Raw genomic sequence first — 19,086 nt, 5'->3', positions numbered from 1 at the left:
CTAACAATCATTTCCCGGCAGGCGTGAGTGGTCTTCCAGTGTTAACGGGTCTTGATACCGTTAACAGTTATGACTCATCCTTATCGTGAGGCGCTTGCGCCGGACCCGCGCACCCAGGCCTTGGCCGTGCGCGGCTTGTACAAGACCTTTGGTAACCAGACTGCTGTTGACCATCTCAACCTGGATGTCCCCCGAGGCACCATTTATGGTGTCGTGGGGCCCAACGGCGCAGGTAAGACCACGATGCTCACCATGGCGTGTGGTCTGCAGCGCCCCGATGCTGGGCAGAGCTTCATCGCTGGGCACGATGTGTGGGCGGATCCCATTTCGGCCAAGCAATCCATGGGGTTGCTCATGGACGGGGCGCCCGTCTTTGACCGACTGACTGGCGCTGAGTACCTCCACTACCTGGGTGCGCTGCGGCGGCTGGATCGTGGGGAGTCGTTGCGTCGTGCGCAGGAGCTTCTCGACGCCCTCTCGCTTACCGACGCCGCCAACAAACGCATCGTGGACTATTCCGCAGGCATGACGAAGAAGATTTTGCTGGCCGGTGCTGTCCTCCACAATCCGGAGGTGCTCATTCTCGATGAGCCACTGGAGGCTGTGGATCCAGTTTCTGGACGCCTCATTCAACAGCTACTGCGTGCTTATGCTTCGCGCGGTGGCACTGTCATCTTGTCTTCTCACGTCATGGAGCTTGTCGAAGGCCTCTGCGATCACGTTGCCATCATTAACGGCGGCCAGGTGATCACCTCTGGCCACGTCGATGATGTGCGCCAGGGACAAAGCCTCTCCGATCTTTTCATTGCAGCCGTGGGTGGGCGAGACTTGGATGCGTCGAAGTTTGGCTGGTTGCGAACCTCGGCAGAGGGATCGCTGGGCACGGAAGGTGCTGAGTAATGACCTCAACACTGTTCCGCCTTCACCGCACCTTGTGGTGGCGCAGCGTGGGCTCCAACGCCTCGTCCATTTTGACGGCACTGCTCATGGCCTTGTACGGCTTCGGCGGCCTTGTCAGCCTCCTTTTTATGGCATGGGCGGATATTGAACAGCCTGGGCACGGCTTTCAGTCCCTCACGCTGGGCGTTGCCGGCGGCATGCTCATCTATGTCATGCTCGCCATCTTCATGCCGGCGGGGGAGAACCAGCTTTCACCCTCGACATTGGGTGCACTTCCCTTAACGCCACAAGAGGTGTACCCCGGCCTGTTGTGGTCCAGTATGCTCACCACACGCGCCATCTTGTCGGTACTTTTCTCCACCGTCTACGCGGTTGCCGGAGCCATCATTCTTTCGCTTCAGGGCGCCGGCATCTACGCGGTGCCTTTCGTACTCGGGATGGTTGTGGCGTGCCTGACCACCATCGTCTTGGGGGAGTGCGTCGGGTTCCTCGGCACTGCCATTGCTAGTTCCGAAAAGTCGGGCGCGCAGGCTGCCGTCATGATTGTCCTGGGATTGCTTGTTTTCGGCGTCCTTCAGTTGCAGTCAGTGCTGGAGAATCTACCGTCGGTGGGGGCTATGGGTTCGATCGCCGCGTGGTCGCCGTTTGGTGCTGCGGTGGGATGGGCACTTTCGCTTGCCGATGGCCACTTTGTCACCGCCGTAGCCCAACTTCTCATCGCGCTTCTCACCGCTGCGGCAGTGATGTGGCTGTGGATGCGCCAGGTGGCCCAGGCTATGCGCAACCCTGATGCCGGGAAGAATCACGCAGCGGAGGTAACAGGGGAGGGGGTTACCGCATTCGAGATCGGTTCCTGGTCCTACTCGAGCCCGGCCGCCATGGAATTTACTCGCGCTCTGCGCTATATTCGCCGCGATAAGCGCCTGATGGGCTTACTGTTGGCGATGCCCATGTTCGCGGTGCTCGTTATCTATCAGCTGTGGCGCGGCGATGACTTCGTGGCTTATTTCATGTTGTGTTTCAGCGCGGTCATGATGTCCTCCGCTCTGTCCAATGATTACGGCTTTGACGGCCCATCCAACTGGGTCAGCATGGTTGCTCCTGTTCCCCCGCGTGTGATTCTGCATGCCCGGCATCTAGCTCACTTGGTGGTTCCTTTCGTGGGCTACCTTGTGCTGGCGCTCATCGTCATTATCTTTGCGGAGGACACTCAGGTAGCAGTCCTGGCCGTCAGCGCAAGCGTGGGCATGTTTATTGCTACCTGCGCCATCAGCATGGGACTAACCGTGCTGAATCCTTATCCATTGTCGGAGCCTGGTGCCAGCCGCTGGAACGACAAATCTGGTTACTCGGGCGCTGCTTTTGTTGCAGCCTTTGCCGGTCTACTCCTCTCATGGTTGCCGGTGGTGCCGGGCATCATCGTCTCCTGGATGGCCTATGACCATGGTTGGCCACTGGTTATCGGACCTCTGATATCGCTACTGCTACCAGCGGCGGTGTACGTTGTAGTCTGGCGCAGTGCCGGAAACTACGCTGATACGCACGCCCCCGAAATCTACGCCAAGGTTGATCGTTACGTCAGCTAGTCCGCACACACCGTGCGTGCGGGCTTGTGTGTCCCTCTCTGCAAACACAAATAACAAAGCTCCCCGCGTCCACTGCATGTGGAGCGGGGAGCTTTAAAGCTGGTGAAGAGGCCTAAAACTCTTAGTTGGACACCGGCTTAGCAGCGTGACGGCCAGCTACTGGGGTAGCGTTGGCGCCTGCGGTGGTGGCACCACGCAGGTGAGCAATGCGGGACGGCTCGATATTGAGGGCGCGCAGCTCGTCATCGGTGAGTTCGGCGTAGACGTTGTGAACGGTCTTCTGCTCGTAGGCCCAGTCCGGCTCCTGGTGGCCTACCGGCTTGTTGCGAGCGGTCAGGGTACGCACCTGGGAGAGCTTCGGCTGCAGTGCGTAAATCACCAAACCGAGGGCAATGAGGATAGCGAGGGCGATGAGCCAGACGGTCTCCACGTGGCCCTTGTGGTTACCGAAGTTGTAGGCCAGCAGGAACAGGACGGAAATCCAGCCAGCGATCTGAACGCCCGAACGGCTGATGCGGGACCAACCGAAACCTGCGGACGGGACGTCATCGGTGGATACGCCGTCGAAAACCTGCGATGCCGGCTTGTGGGAAGACACTTGCTCTCCTTTGTCTGTACACGCAGCTCACCTGCGTGAGCGCACGAAAATGCCAGTTATTCTGTGTAGTAGTTTAAAGCATGCCGACGTTAACCGCGATTAAACACCCCCGCAACCTTGTCGTCGCTGGGCGCGAGACTCCGACTAGGGTTGACAGAGTGAGTACCCAACGCATTCTTATCCTCGGATCTACTGGCTCAATCGGCACCCAGGCACTGGAGGTTATCGCAGATAACCCGGAGAAATTCACCGTCGTCGGCATTGCTGCCGGCGGGTCGAATCCTCAGCTGGTTATCGAACAGGCCCGCGCTCTCAATCTTTCGTTTGACCACGTGGCCGTCGCCAAGCCTGAGGCGGCACGCGAGGTTTCCGAAGCACTCGGCGGTACTGTTCTCTCCGGCCCGGATTCAGCCGAGCAGCTCGTCCGCGCAGTGGAAGCAGATAAGGTGCTCAATGCCCTCGTCGGGTCAATGGGGTTGGCCTCCACCATCGCAACCTTGGAGATGGGTGAAGTCCTAGCGCTGGCCAACAAGGAATCCCTCGTAGCTGGCGGGTCAATCGTTACTCGGTTGGCGTCAGAGGGGCAGATTGTGCCCGTGGATTCTGAGCATTCTGCCATGGCGCAGTGTCTGCGCGGTGGCAGCGAAGCGGAGCTCGATCACCTCGTACTCACCGCCTCGGGTGGCCCTTTCCGAGGGTGGACGCGCGAAGAGATGTGGGAGGTTACCCCGCAGCAAGCAGCCCAACACCCCACCTGGTCCATGGGGCAGATGAACACACTCAACTCGGCCACGTTGATCAACAAGGGCCTTGAATTGATTGAAGCGACCCTGCTTTTCGACGTCCCACCGGAAAGCATTGAGGTCACCGTTCACCCCCAATCCATCGTGCATTCCATGGCAACCTTCACGGATGGCTGCACGATAGCGCAGTGCTCTCCTCCGTCGATGAAGCTGCCTATCTCCTTGGCACTGGACTGGCCGCACCGCGTGCCTGGTGCTCAACCAGCTTTGGACTTTTCGACTGCCCACGAATGGCGCTTTGAGCCCCTAGATGACGATGCGTTTCCCGCGGTGCGGCTAGCGCGCGAGGCGGCCGCCGCGGGCGGTACTCATGCGGCGGTGTACAACGCGGCCAACGAGGAGGCAGCCGCTGCCTTTTTGGCAGGGCGTCTCCATTTTCCGGAAATTGTTGACGTTGTTAGCCTCGTCTTGGGTGAGGCGACGCAGTTCGCTGGTGTACCCTCTACCGTCGATGACGTCCTCGCCGTGGAAGGTGAGGCCCGCCGCCGCGCAAACGCGCTGGTGGATTCGCTCGCTCGATAGAAAGCCCCTTCACCTATGGCAAATGTCCTGGGCATTATTCTCTTCGCTCTAGGAATCGGCATTACTGTTGCCCTGCACGAAGCCGGACACATGTTCACTGCCCGCGCCTTTGGCATGCGTGTGCGCCGTTTCTTTATTGGCTTTGGCCCTAAAGTGACTTCAGTAAGCCGTGGCCATACCGAATACGGTCTCGCAGCCTTCCCCGTGGGCGGCTTCTGCGATATTGCCGGTATGACTGCCCAGGATGAGTTCCTCACTGAAGAAGAGGAACCACATGCCATGTATAAGAAGCCGTGGTGGCAGCGCATCATCGTGCTGGCTGGCGGCATCACGGTCAATTTGCTTTTGGGTTTTATTATCCTGCTCATCATTGCAATGACCACGGGTTTGCCCAATCCGGATGCGGACGTGCGCCCGCGCGTGGGCGAAGTATCCTGCACGTCTGATCAAAAGACCGATGGTGAACTCGAGCCCTGCCAAGGCTTGGGCCCAGCAGGGGAGGCGGGCGTGGAACCAGGCGATATCGTGCTGGCCCTCAATGGCGAGGCTGTGGACTCCTTTGCGCAGCTGCGCGATATCGTTATGCAGCTTCCAGGTGAGACCGTGACGCTTGAGGTGGAACGTGATGGAGCTCAGCGTTCCTTTGACATCCCCCTCGACACGGTAACTCGCCCCAACGCTGAAGGCGAGCTTGTTAGCGTGGGTGCGATTGGCATGACCAATGAACTCATTGACATCGTAGAGACCTATTCCTTTGTCGAGGCCTTCCCGGCAACGGCCCGCTATACCGGCTTCGTGCTCGATGCGACGGTGCAAGGCATTGCACAATTCCCGGCCAAAATCCCAGGTGTGGTGGCCTCGATCTTCGGGCACGAACGCGATGTTAATGGTCCGATGTCCGTCGTTGGTGCCTCCCGAGTAGGCGGTGAGCTCGTGGAGCGCAGCCTATGGTCTTCCTTCTTCATGATGCTGGCCTCGTTGAACTTCTTCCTTGCCTTGTTCAACCTCATCCCGCTTCCGCCCTTCGACGGGGGACACATCGCCGTAATCCTCTACGAAAAGCTGCGTGACGGGATTCGCCGCCTCATGGGAAAGGAACCGAAGGGGCCGGCGGATTACACCAGACTTATGCCGATTACCTACGTGCTCGCGTTCCTTCTGATGGCGGTGGGTGCGCTCATCATCGTCGCGGATGTGGTGAACCCGGTACGCCTCTTTGGCTAAGCACACACGGTGCTAGAGTGGGGGCGTTAAACCTCGATTATCCAAGGAGCGCACATGTCGACCCCCATCGGTCTTGGAATCCCTGACGGCCCACCTCCCACCTTGGCGCCGCGCCGTAAGACGCGCCAGCTGATGGTCGGCCAGGTAGGCGTGGGCTCAGAGCACCCCATCTCGGTGCAGTCGATGACGACGACGAAGACGCACGACGTCAACGCCACCCTGCAGCAGATCGCGCAGCTTACCGCTAGCGGCTGTGACATTGTTCGCGTGGCCTGCCCGAAGACGGTAGATGCTGAGGCCCTGCCGGCGATTGCGAAGAAGTCTCCTATCCCGGTTATTGCCGATATCCACTTCCAGCCCAAGTACATCTTTGCTGCGATTGACGCCGGATGTGCAGCGGTTCGCGTCAATCCGGGCAACATCAAGGAATTTGATGGCCGCGTCAAGGAAGTAGCCAAGGCTGCCGGTGACGCGGGAATCCCGATCCGCATCGGCGTCAATGCTGGTTCGCTGGACAAGCGCATCATGGACAAGTACGGCAAGGCTACCCCGGAAGCACTCGTAGAGTCTGCGCTGTGGGAGGCGAGCCTTTTCGAGGAGCACGGCTACGGTGACATTGCCATCTCCGTTAAGCACAATGATCCAGTCATCATGGTGGAGGCCTACCGTCAGCTGGCTGCTCAGTGCGACTATCCGCTGCACCTCGGAGTCACTGAGGCGGGCCCGGCCTTCCAGGGCACCATCAAGTCCTCCGTTGCTTTCGGTGCTTTGTTGGCGGAAGGCATCGGTGACACTATCCGCGTATCCCTGTCCGCTGACCCGGTCGAGGAGATCAAGGTCGGCGACCAAATTCTGCAGTCACTTAACCTGCGCCCACGCAAACTGGAGATTGTTTCCTGCCCGTCGTGTGGCCGTGCCCAGGTAGACGTGTACAAGCTGGCCAACGAGGTCACTGAGGGCCTTGACGGTATGGAGTTCCCGCTGCGCGTGGCCGTCATGGGCTGCGTGGTGAACGGACCGGGTGAGGCGCGCGACGCTGATCTCGGTGTGGCGTCCGGCAACGGTAAGGGGCAGATCTTCGTCAAGGGCGAGGTCATCAAAACTGTGCCCGAGTCCAAGATCGTGGAAACCCTCATTGAGGAAGCGATGCGCCTCGCGGAGGAGCAGGGCCTTGAAGCCGTCGAGGGCGCCAAGGCTGAGGTTCGCGTCACTCAGTAGGCACCTTTCGCGGTGTGGGGCGACCGTAGTGTCGCCTCCACCTGCTACGCTGCCCAAACATGAAGAGGTTGGTGGCGCTGCTGGGCGCAGCAAGTATCGCGGCGTCCTCAGTGGTTGCCTGCACCCCGAAGCCGGTCTCGGCGGAGCCTGTGGCCGAGCAGTTCCTCGAGGACATGGAGACCCGCAACAACGAGGAACTCGTCGCGCTTATCGACGATCCCTCGACCGCCACCTCAACCCTCGATGCCACCTTCGCTGGCCTCCAAGCAGAGGGGCTCGACGTGGAGCTGACTGGCGTGGAACAAGAGGACGCCCGCGCCACCGCTCATTATTCCGTGACATGGACCCTGCCGCGTGACCGTACTTTGCGCTATGACACGTCCATGGCCTTGACCCGCAAGGATAAAGAATGGACGGTGCGCTGGCAGCCCAGCATTGTGCATCCCGATTTGGGTGCTCACCAGCACCTTGAGCTGCGCTCTATTGCCCCGAAGCGGGCAGGCGTGGTCTCCTCCGACGGTGTGGAACTCATGTCTCCGGGACTGCAGTACCGCTTGGTTGTCGACACTGATGCGGCGGGTGATGTGCGCCCAGTCGCGGCCAAGATCTCGAGTGCTTTGAGCCAAGCCCACCGTGATGATGATTCGATTCCCGAAATCGATGCAGGTGAGCTCAGCAAAAAGCTGGAAGGGGTCGACGGTTCCTACTCCGTTGCCATGCTCACTGATGCCCAAGTAGACCGCGTGCGTTCGGCGTTGGAGAACCAAAAGGGCATTCGCTTCAATGAAGAGCCGGCACTCATAACCCGCGATACTGGTCTCGCACCAGACATTCTCTCCCGTGTCCGTTCCTTGGTCTCCGAGGAGGTCAATGGCACCAACGGGTGGTCCGTTTCCGTGGTCAATGAACATGGCGCAGCGCTGTCTGATGTCGAGTATCACGAACCCGAAGCTGCCCCGTCTATCAAGGTATCGCTGGACTATGACGTGCAGCGCGCGGCCCAGGAAGCAGTAAACCTACGCTCCGAGTATGAAGCGATGATTGTGGCCATGCGTCCCTCGACCGGCGAGATTCTCGCTGTGGCCCAGACACCTGAAGCCGACAAGAAGGGCGATATTGCCCTGCAGGGCCAGTTCCCCCCAGGCTCGGTGTTTAAGATCATTACGGCCGCGGCGGGCGTCGATAAGCACGGCCTCAACCCCGACTCCATCGTGCCGTGTCCCGGAACCATGGACCTGTACGGGCGCGTTGTGACGAACTACAACGGTTTCTCGCTGGGGTCGGTGCCGCTGCGCCAAGCCTTTGCTCAATCGTGCAACACTACCTTCGCCGAAATCTCAACGAATATGGATGAGGGCGAGCTGCAGAAGGTTGGCAAGCAGTATGGTCTGGGCATCGACTATGAGATTCCTGGCCTGTCAACAATGACGGGTTCCATTCCGGAAGGGGAGACGCCTCTAGACCGTACCGAGGCGGGTTATGGCCAGGGCCTTGACCTTGCTTCTCCTTTTGGCATGGCGCTCGTGTCCTCTACCGTCGCGGCGGGCAAGACGCCCACACCAACACTTATTGAGTCTCACAAGACAAAGGCCTCTGAACAGGTCGAACCGCCCAATCCAGAAACGATTAACCAAGTACGCGACATGATGCGCCAAGTGGTCGTGGGCGGTACAGCTGCGGGTATGCAAGCCGGGGGCACTATCTACGGCAAGACCGGTGAGGCGGAAATCAACGAAGGATCGCATGCATGGTTTACCGGATATCGTGATGATGACATCGCGTTCGCCACGCTCGTTGTGCTGGGCGGAGGTTCGACAATCTCGGTCAACATCACGGATAATTTCCTCCAGCGTCTTGATGAGTATCGCGCTGAAGGCCACGGCGACGTACCCGTGGCCGGGGAACAGCAGCCGCCTTTGTGAGCCTTGAGTCCAGAGGGCTACCATGGGTAGTCATGACTACGCGCGCGAAGCTGAAGCAAGAAAAAGACACTCCTATCCGTACAGTTCCGAAGGACATTGAGCGTCCTGAGTACGTGTGGAAGGACACCGTACAGGAGGCTCAAGGCGAGCCCTTCATTCAGACCCCGGAGGTCATCGAAGCAATGCGCGAGGCATCTCGCATTGCTGCCAACGCCCTCCAAGAAGCTGGCAAGGCCGTAGCACCTGGTGTTACTACGGATGAGGTGGACCGCGTGGCTCACGAGTACATGTGTGACCACGGTGCTTACCCCTCCACGCTGGGCTACCTGGGTTTCCCGAAGTCGTGCTGTGTGTCCCTCAACGAGATTGTCTGCCACGGTATCCCGGATACGACGGTGATTGAGGACGGCGACATTGTCAATATTGACGTCACCGCTTACAAGAACGGTGTCCATGGTGATACGAACGCCACCTTCTTGGCCGGCAACGTTTCTGAGGAGCACAAGCTGCTGGTGGAGCGTACCAAGGAAGCCATGATGCGCGGCATCAAGGTGGCGAAGGCTGGCCGTGAGATTAATGTTATTGGCCGCGTCATCGAGTCTTATGCCAAGCGCTTTGGCTACAACGTGGTGACGGACTTTACTGGCCACGGTGTGGGCCCAACCTTCCACAATGGACTCGTCGTCCTGCACTACGACTCCATGACCTACCGCGACATCCTGGAGCCGGGCATGACCTTGACCATTGAGCCGATGATTAACCTTGGCTCCCTTGACTATGAAATCTGGGATAACGGCTGGACCGTACAAAACACCGATGGCAAGTTCACGGCACAGTTCGAGCACACCATCGTCATCACTGAGGACGGCAACGAGATCCTCACCCTGCCGGGTGAGCTTGACTAGTTGGTCGCACACCACACCAACTAAGTAGCCCAAGGGCCCTAACCGACGCAGATCCGCCAGATCTCGGCGGGTGCAAGATCTGCGTCAGTTAGGGCCCTAGCTCTGTGGGCCTTAAAGAGCAAAAGCGCCCCGCTCCGAAAAGGAGTGGGGCGCAATTTACGGCGCTAAAGAATTAGCGGCGGAAGAACGGATCCAGAACGTGTGCCGGAACGATGTTGTTGTACACAGCGAAGTTGTAGGCAGCGATCAGGGCGCCAGCAACTGCGGTGCCAATGGAAGCGTACAGACCCTCGCGAGCAGCGATAGCCCAGTCCGGGTTGGTGGTGTCGTCAGCAACGTTCTCACCGAACAGGTCGGCACCAGTAACGTCGGTGTCAGCGTCGGTAGCGTCGCCCCACTTGGAGGACAGGGTCGCATCGCTGTCGTCTTCCTTAACCTTGTCGTTAGCGGAGGACAGGACGGAGGACAGGGAGGTGTCCTTCTCGGTCTCTGCTGCGAAAGCAACGGAGGTGCCAGCGAAAGCAACGGAAGCGGCGGTTGCAGCAGCAACGGCGGCAGTGCGGAAGTTACGCATGAAGTTTAAGCCTTTCGGAAAGTGTGAGTGAGTCGGACGTCTTAGAAGGACGGGCCGTGAACGAAGAAGTTGTAAACGATACCGATGAGGCCGATAACGGATGCGATGGCGCCGGAGAGGCCAACACCGTAAGCGGTCTTAGCCCAAGTCGGCTGGCCCTCGAAGGTCTCGAGCGGACGGGACTCGTCGGAGTTACCGTACTCGGACTTGGAGGAGCCGAAGAGGGCACGGCCGTTAGCCGGGGTGCCGATGTTGTCGTCCTCAGACTTGTTGAACCAGCCACCGACCTCAGAGGACAGGGAGCCCTCCGGCTTGTCGTAAGGCTGACCGCCCTTAGCGTCGTCGATGGCTTCGGTGGTGTTGGAACCATCGAAGGTGGCTGCGGTGGCAACGGTGGAGCCGCCAAAGGCAACTGCGAGAGCGGTAGCGCCGGCGAGGGCTGCATTGCGGATACGCATATCAAATGTCCTTAATGTCGTACGTGCAAGGCATCCAAACGGAGGGGCCTCGATTCACTGGGATAGGGATGAGTTTGGTATCCCCAAAACACACTGAGCCGGTGAGAGCATCGACTCGTTCCGGTGTCTGTATAAAACGTAGCCAACGGCCACCCAAAATGCACGTCAGTTGTGATATTCCTTCTTTTTGGCGGGCCGTCTACCCCCAAAATAAGTAGGTAACTGGATGCGAGCTGTGAGATGTTGTCTGTGTAAAGAGTGCCTTACGGTGCGGTTTAGCTGATTAGGCTGGATGGCATTGAGTCTAAAGTGAAATGCATCACATTCCTGAATCTAATTACCATTCCAGACCTAATACAGCATTTTCCACGACTTCTGGTAGAGCCGGATGGATCCAATATTGCGAACGTGCAAAGTCGCGCAGATCGATGTCGTAGGCCATTGCGGTGATGAGTTGCTGGATCAGCGTGGAAGCCTGGGGTCCCATGAGGTGCGCTCCGAGAAGCTTTCCGGTTGCCCGGTCAGCCACGAGCTTGCACACGCCCGTGGAATCCTCCATGGCCCAGCCATAAGCGACATCTCCGAAGTTCTGAACCTTGACGGCGATGTCAAAGCCCGTGTCGCGCGCCTGGGCCTCAGTAAGGCCGACAGTGGCTATCTGAGGATGGGTAAAGATAGCGGAGGGAACGTGCTCGTGCGGCATGGGCCGTAAGTCTTCCGGATGGAGGAGATTGTGCTGCACTGCGCGCTGTTCAGCGTTAGCCACATGCTTGAGCATGTAGGGCGAGGAAACATCACCCAACGCCCACACGCCCTCGCACGTGGTGCGTCCGAAGTCATCGACCTTGATGCGCCCATCCTCATGCATGTCGATGCCGCCTTCGGCCAGATCCATTTGGTCGCCATTGGGCTGTCGTCCGGTGGCGACGAGAATTGCCTCTGCCTCTAAAACGGTGCCGTCATCAAGCGTGAGGCGCACGCCGGTGTCTGTGGATTCGAGAGCGGTGCCGGTGCCGATGTGGACGTCGAAACGCTTACGGGCGATGTCATTGAAACGCGTGCTCAGATCCTCATCGAGGAAGCGTAGGAGCTTCTCAGAACGATTGACCACGGTGACCTTGGTGCCCAAGCCATCAAAGACGTGGGCAAACTCCATGGCGATATACCCGCCGCCGACGACGATGAGGCTCTTCGGCTGCTTCTTCAGGCGCATAATGTCTTCGTTGGTGTGGACAGGGGCATCGGCGCTGGCATATGGCTCGGGGAGTACTGGACGTGATCCGGTGGCAATGACAATCTGATCGCCAGTAATAGTGTCCTCACCGCAGCGCAGCGTCTTCGGGCCAATAAACCGAGCGTGTTGGTCAAAGACCGTAATGTTCGGCGTCTCCTCGCCACGGCGGTAGGCCTCGCCGCCTTGGGCAATCTGGTCGATGCGTTTATGGAAGACGCGGGAGACAATAGCGTCCCAATCCACGGAGTCCACATGCGCGCTGACCCCGAGGCGCTCGCTTTCACGTGCGGCGAGAGCCACGTCGGCGGCGTACACGTACATTTTGGTGGGAATGCACCCGACGTTGAGGCAGGTACCGCCGAAGGTTCCCTTCTCGATGATGGCAATGCTCTTGTCATCAAACTCTGGAGAAGGGATGGAATTTCCCGATCCGGTACCGATGATGACGAGGTCGAAGTGTTGTGCGGAAGTCATGGCGCCATTCTAGGCAACCGCTGACTACTCAGCCGGCACGACAGTGCGCAGCCACTCGGCGGAGGTGGAGAGGGCGTCGTCAAGCGGCTCGGGCTGGGAGAGGAAAAGGTCGTGACGGCCATTGCGGACCACGTGGAGGGAGTAGTGAGGACTCAGTTCCTTGGCCCAGCGCTGGCTCTGGCGCGTATCGACGACCGTGTCTGCCGTATTCGACGATTCCGAATACTCCTTGCCCAATTCCGACCTGTGAGAGGTCATCGTCAGCAGCGGCACGCCAATGTTGACGTGGCCGGAGTGGATAGCGTCGAAACCGCGGAAGACGGCTGCCAGCCAGCCGAGGTATTTCTCGTGCCCACCTAGGGGCTTCAGCGCCAGGTCATAATCCCAGTCGCCATGGTGGCTCGCATGTACCGATTCGCCATACGCAGTGAGGTCGCCGCCGGGAATGGCTAATCGCGGAGCAATTCTCGCGCCAGCGTAAACCACGTGCTTGGCAGCTTCATAGGCAGTATCCGAAATTCCCATCATGGCCAACCAAGGGCTGTTAAGAATAACGCCCGCAATTCGCGCGAACCGCGCGGAGTCGGTACGGCGCAGTCGGTCGAGCCACAAGGCAACAATCGTGCCTGCTGTTGAGTGTCCCAAAATGACCACGGAGGGGTTGGGGAGGGAATCGAGCGCTGCGTTCAGGTCGGCGTCGTAATACCGGAGGTCGCTAATGTAATGCCAGGCTTGGCCTTCCTGCCGGGAGCGTCCGCACTTGCGCAGATCCACGGCATAAAAGGCATAGCCCAGCTCATAGAAGTATTCGGCGACGTGGGTGTGAAAGAAATAATCCGTCATGCCGTGGACCCACACGATGGCTGGGCGATCATCGTGAGCGGCAGATTCCTCGTCGCCGGGGCAGTAGCGCACCAGCGTAGCGCGCACGTCCCCCTCACCATCGGGGTCAACGCCGAGCTCAAGTGGGGTGGATTGGAAATCCGGTCCAAGTATGTCGTCGGTCCATGCGCGATTATTAATAGTCATGGCCCACATAATAGGGCGTCAAACTACCTTGGTGCTGTGGGCTGGGTCTGCACAGGCGTATGGCGTGCACCACAAAAGGGGTAACTCGCAGCGAATCGGGCATTTCTTTCCTTAGGAATGCCTATTTCATCACAAGGGGCGTAAGGTGAAGGTAATGCTTGACGGGTCTACCAGGTGTGGACCTGCGTGCCAGCTTGGTTTCTAGCATCGTCGAGCGCTTTTTCATCCCGCCCTGTGTAGTTCCTGCTCAGGGCACTTGACCACATCGAATATATCGACTCAAAGAGGTATTAAGTACAGTGTCCTCCGACAAGAAGACAGCACAAGTAGTAGACGAGGTTGAGGTTGCCCTCATCGGTGCGGGTATTATGAGCGCCACCCTCGGTGCCATGCTCCGTGAACTTGAGCCGAGCTGGACCCAGATGGTCTTTGAGCGCCTCGATGGTCCCGCGCTTGAGTCGTCCTCCCCGTGGAACAACGCCGGTACCGGTCACTCTGCACTGTGCGAGTTGAATTACACCCCGGAGAAAAACGGCCGCATTGACGTTTCCAAGGCTATGAACATTAACGAGAAGTTCCAGATTTCTCGCCAGTTCTGGTCTCACCAGCTCAACAACGGCATTCTTACGGACCCACGTGCGTTCATCAACCAGGTTCCGCATGTGTCCTTTGCGCAGGGTTCCATTCAGGTGGATTACCTCAAGCGCCGCTTCGATGCGCTCAAGGACAACCACATGTTCCCGAACATGCAGTTTAGTGACGATGATGCCACCTTCCAGGAGAATCTTCCGCTCATGTCTGAGGGCCGTGACTTCAATGCACAGAAGGTGGCTATTTCGTGGACCGATGCTGGTACCGACGTCAACTTTGGCGCACTTGCTAAGCAGTTCTTTACCGCAGCGAAGGCCGCTGGTACTGAGATCCGCTACGGCCACGAGGTGGTTGACATCAAGCGTGATGGCTCCAAGTGGCGCGTGACGGCCAAGAACCTGCACACCGGTGACTATGAGGCTGTGCACGCCAAGTTCGTCTTCGTGGGCGCTGGTGGTTACGCTCTGGACCTTCTGCGCAAGGCAGGCGTGCGTGAGGTCTCCGGCTTCGCTGGTTTCCCGGTGTCTGGTCTGTGGCTGCGCTCCAAGAACCCGGAATTGGTGGAGCAGCACAACGCCAAGGTATACGGCAAGGCGGCTGTCGGCGCTCCGCCGATGTCCGTGCCGCACCTGGACACCCGTGTTATCGACGGTGAAAAGGGCCTTCTGTTCGGCCCGTATGGCGGCTGGTCCCCGAAGTTCCTCAAGAAGGGCTCTTACCTGGACCTGTTCAAGTCCATCCGTCCTGACAATCTGACCTCCTACCTGGGTGTTGCTGCCCAGGAGTTCGGTTTGACAAAGTACCTCGTGTCGGAGGTTCTCAAGGACTTCGACAAGCGCGTCGAAACCCTCAAGGAATACGTCCCGAATGCCGATCCGAACGATTGGGAGACCGTCGTTGCCGGCCAGCGCGTTCAGGTCATTAAGCCTGCCGGTGCACCGCAGTTCGGCTCCCTCGAGTTCGGTACTACCCTTATCAACAACCCAGAGGGCAATATCGCCGGTCTGCTCGGTGCTTCCCCGGGCGCGTCGATCACGCCGGCCGTGATGGTCGAGCTGCTCGAGCGCTGCTTCGGCGAGCACATGATCCAGTGGGGCGACAAGATTCAGGAAATGATCCCGTCCTACGGCGTCAAGCTCTCCAAGGACAAGAAGCTCTACAACGAGATGTGGGAGTATACCCAGAAGACCCTGCAGCTTGAGCAGAACTAGGTGTTCAGCTAACTCTCAGTAACTCGCAGGAAGCGTTCAGTGCGATGGAATGCTTCCTCAAGGCACAAGCTCCATACTTATGTTGTGCGTTTGAGAGAGCGCATGCGAGAGATAGAGAGAACCCCAGCCACGCGGGGCGGTCGGCCTGAGAAACCGACTGGGAGCGTGGCAGTGAGAGATAGAGACGCACCGGCGCCCCGAGACTCCGTTTCCTTTCCTGCGGAGACCTCGGGGCGGCGGTGTGTTTACTCGTTGGTGTGTTTCTACGTGCCGCAGAACGTGAGATAGCCTTCGGTACCACCAGGCTTCTCATACTCAGGTGCCGCATCGTAGGGGTGGGTTGCGGCGTGGTAGAAGCGAGCAAACTCGGTCGTGTCCGCGAGTGCCTCTTCCACGAGTCGTGGGCGAGGAACCACGCGTGGAACGGATCCTTCGAGTGTCGCGACATCGGGGGAGCTAGCGCAATACCGATCGACGAACCCCTCGTCCCCAAAGAGCTCGTACGCCGCTGCGTGGTCCCCAGCGGCGGCAGCCACGAGGGCGCGGTGCGCAAGCGTGAGGTCCGGCCCGGCGGTGGTGAGCGCTGTGGTGTAGTCGGTGAAAAGCGCGTCCGGCATCTGTAGCCGTTGTGAGGCTTCCTCCCGGCGAGCCTGTTCATAGCGCTTGCCAAAGGAGTCGATAGCCTCCTGCGCCCAGGTGAGGGCGTTGTCGGGGGAGGCGTCGACAAGCGGCAGCAGCGACTCCACCAGACGCGCCAAGTTCCAGCCCACCATGTCCGGCTGGCGGCCAAAACGATAGCGGCCCTGCGTATCAATGGAACTAAAACACTCGTTAAGGTCGTAGTTTTCGATGAAGGCGCAGGGGCCATAGTCGATAGTTTCACCAGAGAGCGTGGCGTTATCGGTATTCATGACACCGTGGATGAAGCCTAACTGCATCCAACCAGCCACGGTGGCTGCTTGCGCATCCATGACGCGAGTGAAGAGTTCACGATAACCCGTACCGGGGTAGTGGCGTGCAATTGTGTAATCCGCGAGCTTTTGCAGCAACCCTGGCTGCTGGGAGTGGGCAGCGAAGTGAAAGGAACCGATGCGAATGTGGCTCGATGCGACGCGCACGAGCACGCCGGCTTCCTCAACAGTCTGGCGTTGGATGGGCCGCCCAGTGGCGATAACAGCTAATGACCGCGTCGTTGGCACACCGAGCGCATGCATAGCTTCAGAGAAGAGGTACTCGCGCAACATGGAACGCAGGGTGCCGCGGCCGTCGGAACCGTAGCGCGAGTAAGGGGTAAGGCCGGTTCCTTTGGCATGGAGGTCCCATAGGCCGGTTGGGTTCTGTGGGGCAGTGGGTCCGCTGATTTCGCCGAGAAGAAGCGCGCGACCATCACCCATGGAGGGGTTGTACTGGCCAAACTGGAACCCAGCATAAGCCATGGCATGGGCAGTGTCTGGGCCTCGCCCAAGAAGGAATTCGAGGCCCTGGTCGCTGCGCAGCCAGTCAGGGTCGAGGCCCAGCTCGACGGCGAGCTCCTCATTGAGGGCTATGAGACGTGCCGCCGGCTGTTCTTCGCCGCGGGCAGCGGCAACCATGCTGGGTAGGTGGGCGGCGAAGTCATGGTGGAGCTCAAAGGGGAGAGTTGAGTCAGGCATTCTTGGACTCCAGTGTTCCGCGCACCCGCACGTGGGCTTCGCCGCCAACCCAGATACTCGTGCCGTCATCCTCGATGAAGACGCGGCCATTGCGGCCCACCTGGCTACCCTGGGTCGCCGTGTACTGCGCGGGAACGGCGTTCTTCGCACGCAAGAACTGTGCTGCACCGCCGTTGAAGGAACCGGTGACGGGGTCCTCGAACTGGGCAGTGATGGCGCGGACCTCATAGGCTGGGGCCTCGGCGTTATTGGTGCTGGAGTTAAGCCCCACGACACCAACCTTGACGCCTGGGGTCGGCGTGGGATTAAGAGCGCGCACGGCATCAGCGGAGGCGAGTTGGACAAGGCGCCAGCCGGGGCCGTTGTCGACCCACCCGGAATCAACCACCTCGTCTGTGGAGATACCCAATGCCGACACTGCCTCGCCTAGTTCCTTTTCTGACAACGCTCCCTCCCGCACGAGAGGTGGGGTAGCGAAGGCAAAGCGGCCTTCTTCCTGGCGAACAGTCACCAGGCCCACTCCGCATTCCTGCACCAAAGTTCCACTCTTGCCGGAGAGTTCCGCCGCGACGCGTGCGCTGCCCAACGTCGGGTGACCAGCGAAAGGGAATTCCTCGTAGGGAGTGAAGATCCTGACAAGGTAATCGGCAGCCGGATCGGTGGGTGAGCACAGGAAGGTGGTTTCTGAGAAGTTGGTCCAGTGCGCGATGCGCTGCATCTCTTCGGTACTTAAGCCGTCTGCATCAGCAATGACGGCCAACGGGTTGCCACTGAATGGGCCGGTGGCAAAGACATCTACTTCGAAGAATCGGTGCTGCATAGGCTCCCAGTCTAGTCGCACGGATATCTGCGGAGGTCTACGCTGGGCTGCATGAGCCAAGCACTCTTTAGCCGCGTCGAGCCAATCCAGACCATGGCGGATGGCACCGTAAAACAGGTCAACCCCTTTTCCGGAACCGAGGTGTGGACGGTGCCAGGTCGCGGTAACCGCCCGTTCACGCGCCCAGCACACGACCCGCAACCGTTGACCGCTGACGCTTTTTCTCACACCTGTGCCTTTTGCTCCGGCCGCATGCTGGATACCCCACCTGAGAAGTCCCGCATCCTTTCCTCCGGGGAGATTCAGCGCGGCCTTTTGCCGCATGAGCTCGATAGTTCACGTCCAGCCTTCAGACGCGTTCCGAACTTGTTTGAAATCGTCTCCTACGACTATTGGCATGACAATTATGGTTTCACCATGGACGTCGACGTGGCGCGACACAAAGAACGCTACGAGGCCGATGAGGCCGGGCGTGCGCACGTACTGAACGTCGTGCGCACAAAGCTCACGGCCGCGGGTAAGGACGCAGAGCTTGACGACGAATCCCTGTTCGCCCTCGCCGACGGCTTCTTTGGCGGCTGTCACGACGTCATTATCGGCTCGCGCCACTTCGTCGACGGTGCCACGGACGATAGCCAGCTGGCATCCTCGGGCACGCTGAGTCCTGATGAGCACTTTTTGCTCACGACCTTTACTGCGGAGTCGACCCGTGAGCTCTACCAGCGCAACCGCTACGCGTCTTACGTGTCCGTCTTCCAGAACTGGCTAGCTCCGGCCGGCGCGTCCTTTGACCACTTGCACAAGCAGCTTGTGGCTATCGACGCACTAGGCATGGCCGCTAACCAGGAGAACGCGATCTTGCGCGGGCACCCAAACATGTACAACGACTGGGCAGTAGGCTACGCCGCCAAACGCAATCTCGTTATCGCAGAAAACGAGTATGCAGTGCTCTTCGCAGGTTTTGGTCACCGCTATCCCACGTTGGAGGTGTACTCCAAGTCAGCGCGGTGCGAGCCATGGGAACAAACCCCAGGAGAGGTTCGCGGCATGTCGGATCTCATCCACGCCGCGCATGCGGCAGTCGGACCAGACGTGGCCTGCAACGAAGAGTGGCACCACCGACCACCCAGCGTGGACTTGCCACAGCCGTGGCGCGTCATGATCAAGCTGCGCGTATCCACACTCGCCGGATTTGAGGGCGGCACCAAGGTCTATATCAACACCATCGATCCTTGGGGTCTGCGAGACCGCGTCGTGGATGCGCTTTTCCGCCTGCGCGAACGAGGCGAAATTGCTTCCGGCATCGCCATTGCCACGGAGTGCGAGCTTAAGCGCAACAGTTTGCGCTATAACCCGTTGGTGTAG

Annotated in this window: 16 protein-coding genes; 9 read left to right on the top strand and 7 right to left on the bottom strand. The window is 59.2% G+C overall.

Annotated features, from left to right (window positions below; genetic code table 11):
- Positions 1–69 precede the first annotated feature (69 nt).
- Positions 70–900 carry an ABC transporter ATP-binding protein gene (locus tag I6J26_RS01615; protein ID WP_115022680.1) on the top strand — a complete coding sequence of 277 codons (831 nt, stop codon included), beginning with the start codon at positions 70–72 and terminating at the stop codon, positions 898–900.
- Positions 900–2,486, top strand: coding sequence for an ABC transporter permease (locus I6J26_RS01610; protein WP_115022677.1), 1,587 nt, complete (start codon positions 900–902; stop codon positions 2,484–2,486). The genes I6J26_RS01615 and I6J26_RS01610 overlap by 1 nt, the downstream gene beginning before the upstream one ends.
- A gap of 121 nt (positions 2,487–2,607) precedes the next feature.
- On the opposite strand, the gene I6J26_RS01605 is transcribed toward I6J26_RS01610, so the two are convergent.
- On the bottom strand, positions 2,608–3,084 hold the full coding sequence (locus tag I6J26_RS01605) for a DUF2631 domain-containing protein (protein ID WP_115022674.1): 477 nt from the start codon (positions 3,082–3,084) through the stop codon (positions 2,608–2,610).
- A 158-nt stretch (positions 3,085–3,242) separates the two neighbouring features.
- Between I6J26_RS01605 and dxr the strand changes: the two genes are divergently transcribed.
- Genes dxr through map form a run of 5 tightly spaced genes read left to right on the top strand, consistent with a single transcriptional unit; the run spans position 3,243 to position 9,678 of the window.
- Entirely contained in the window at positions 3,243–4,409 is a 1,167-nt protein-coding gene (gene dxr, locus I6J26_RS01600) for a 1-deoxy-D-xylulose-5-phosphate reductoisomerase (RefSeq protein WP_115022672.1), read from the top strand.
- A 15-nt stretch (positions 4,410–4,424) separates the two neighbouring features.
- A complete protein-coding gene (locus I6J26_RS01595) occupies positions 4,425–5,633 on the top strand; it encodes a M50 family metallopeptidase (RefSeq protein ID WP_115022669.1) in 1,209 nt (402 codons plus the stop codon).
- A gap of 54 nt (positions 5,634–5,687) precedes the next feature.
- Positions 5,688–6,851, top strand: a complete 1,164-nt coding sequence (ispG, locus tag I6J26_RS01590) for a flavodoxin-dependent (E)-4-hydroxy-3-methylbut-2-enyl-diphosphate synthase (RefSeq protein WP_115022667.1) — start codon at positions 5,688–5,690, stop codon at positions 6,849–6,851.
- 59 nt (positions 6,852–6,910) lie between these two features.
- Positions 6,911–8,773 (top strand): penicillin-binding transpeptidase domain-containing protein, encoded by a 1,863-nt coding sequence (locus tag I6J26_RS01585; RefSeq protein WP_115022665.1) that lies wholly within the window; start codon positions 6,911–6,913, stop codon positions 8,771–8,773.
- A 32-nt stretch (positions 8,774–8,805) separates the two neighbouring features.
- Positions 8,806–9,678 (top strand): type I methionyl aminopeptidase, encoded by an 873-nt coding sequence (map, locus tag I6J26_RS01580; RefSeq protein WP_115022662.1) that lies wholly within the window; start codon positions 8,806–8,808, stop codon positions 9,676–9,678.
- A gap of 172 nt (positions 9,679–9,850) precedes the next feature.
- Here the strand turns inward: map and I6J26_RS01575 are convergent, their stop codons facing one another.
- The 4 genes from I6J26_RS01575 to I6J26_RS01560 all read right to left on the bottom strand — a co-directional run bounded on the left by I6J26_RS01575 (position 9,851) and on the right by I6J26_RS01560 (position 13,447).
- Complete coding sequence (locus tag I6J26_RS01575; RefSeq protein WP_115022661.1) at positions 9,851–10,252, bottom strand: hypothetical protein; 402 nt, start codon at positions 10,250–10,252, stop codon at positions 9,851–9,853.
- Positions 10,253–10,293: 41 nt separating this feature from the next.
- Complete coding sequence (locus tag I6J26_RS01570; protein WP_115022658.1) at positions 10,294–10,710, bottom strand: hypothetical protein; 417 nt, start codon at positions 10,708–10,710, stop codon at positions 10,294–10,296.
- A 337-nt stretch (positions 10,711–11,047) separates the two neighbouring features.
- Positions 11,048–12,418, bottom strand: a complete 1,371-nt coding sequence (gene mtr, locus I6J26_RS01565) for a mycothione reductase (protein WP_115022655.1) — start codon at positions 12,416–12,418, stop codon at positions 11,048–11,050.
- A gap of 24 nt (positions 12,419–12,442) precedes the next feature.
- Positions 12,443–13,447, bottom strand: coding sequence for an alpha/beta hydrolase (locus tag I6J26_RS01560; RefSeq protein ID WP_115024387.1), 1,005 nt, complete (start codon positions 13,445–13,447; stop codon positions 12,443–12,445).
- A 299-nt stretch (positions 13,448–13,746) separates the two neighbouring features.
- On the opposite strand from I6J26_RS01560, the gene mqo reads away from it, so the two are divergent.
- On the top strand, positions 13,747–15,249 hold the full coding sequence (gene mqo / locus I6J26_RS01555) for a malate dehydrogenase (quinone) (RefSeq protein WP_115022652.1): 1,503 nt from the start codon (positions 13,747–13,749) through the stop codon (positions 15,247–15,249).
- Positions 15,250–15,512: 263 nt separating this feature from the next.
- Here the strand turns inward: mqo and I6J26_RS01550 are convergent, their stop codons facing one another.
- On the bottom strand, positions 15,513–16,901 hold the full coding sequence (locus I6J26_RS01550; protein WP_115022649.1) for a protein adenylyltransferase SelO family protein: 1,389 nt from the start codon (positions 16,899–16,901) through the stop codon (positions 15,513–15,515).
- Positions 16,894–17,721, bottom strand: coding sequence for a PhzF family phenazine biosynthesis protein (locus I6J26_RS01545; RefSeq protein WP_115022646.1), 828 nt, complete (start codon positions 17,719–17,721; stop codon positions 16,894–16,896). Before I6J26_RS01545 ends, I6J26_RS01550 begins: the two co-directional genes overlap by 8 nt.
- Positions 17,722–17,772: 51 nt before the next feature.
- Here I6J26_RS01545 and I6J26_RS01540 point away from each other — a divergent pair, with 51 nt between their 5' ends.
- Positions 17,773–19,086, top strand: a complete 1,314-nt coding sequence (locus I6J26_RS01540) for a DUF4921 family protein (RefSeq protein ID WP_181815379.1) — start codon at positions 17,773–17,775, stop codon at positions 19,084–19,086.

The organism is Corynebacterium minutissimum (assembly GCF_016889765.1).
GTDB classification, from domain to species: domain Bacteria; phylum Actinomycetota; class Actinomycetes; order Mycobacteriales; family Mycobacteriaceae; genus Corynebacterium; species Corynebacterium minutissimum_B.
Note: the sequence above shows the minus strand (reverse complement) of the source record. Positions and strands in the feature narration are given on the sequence as shown.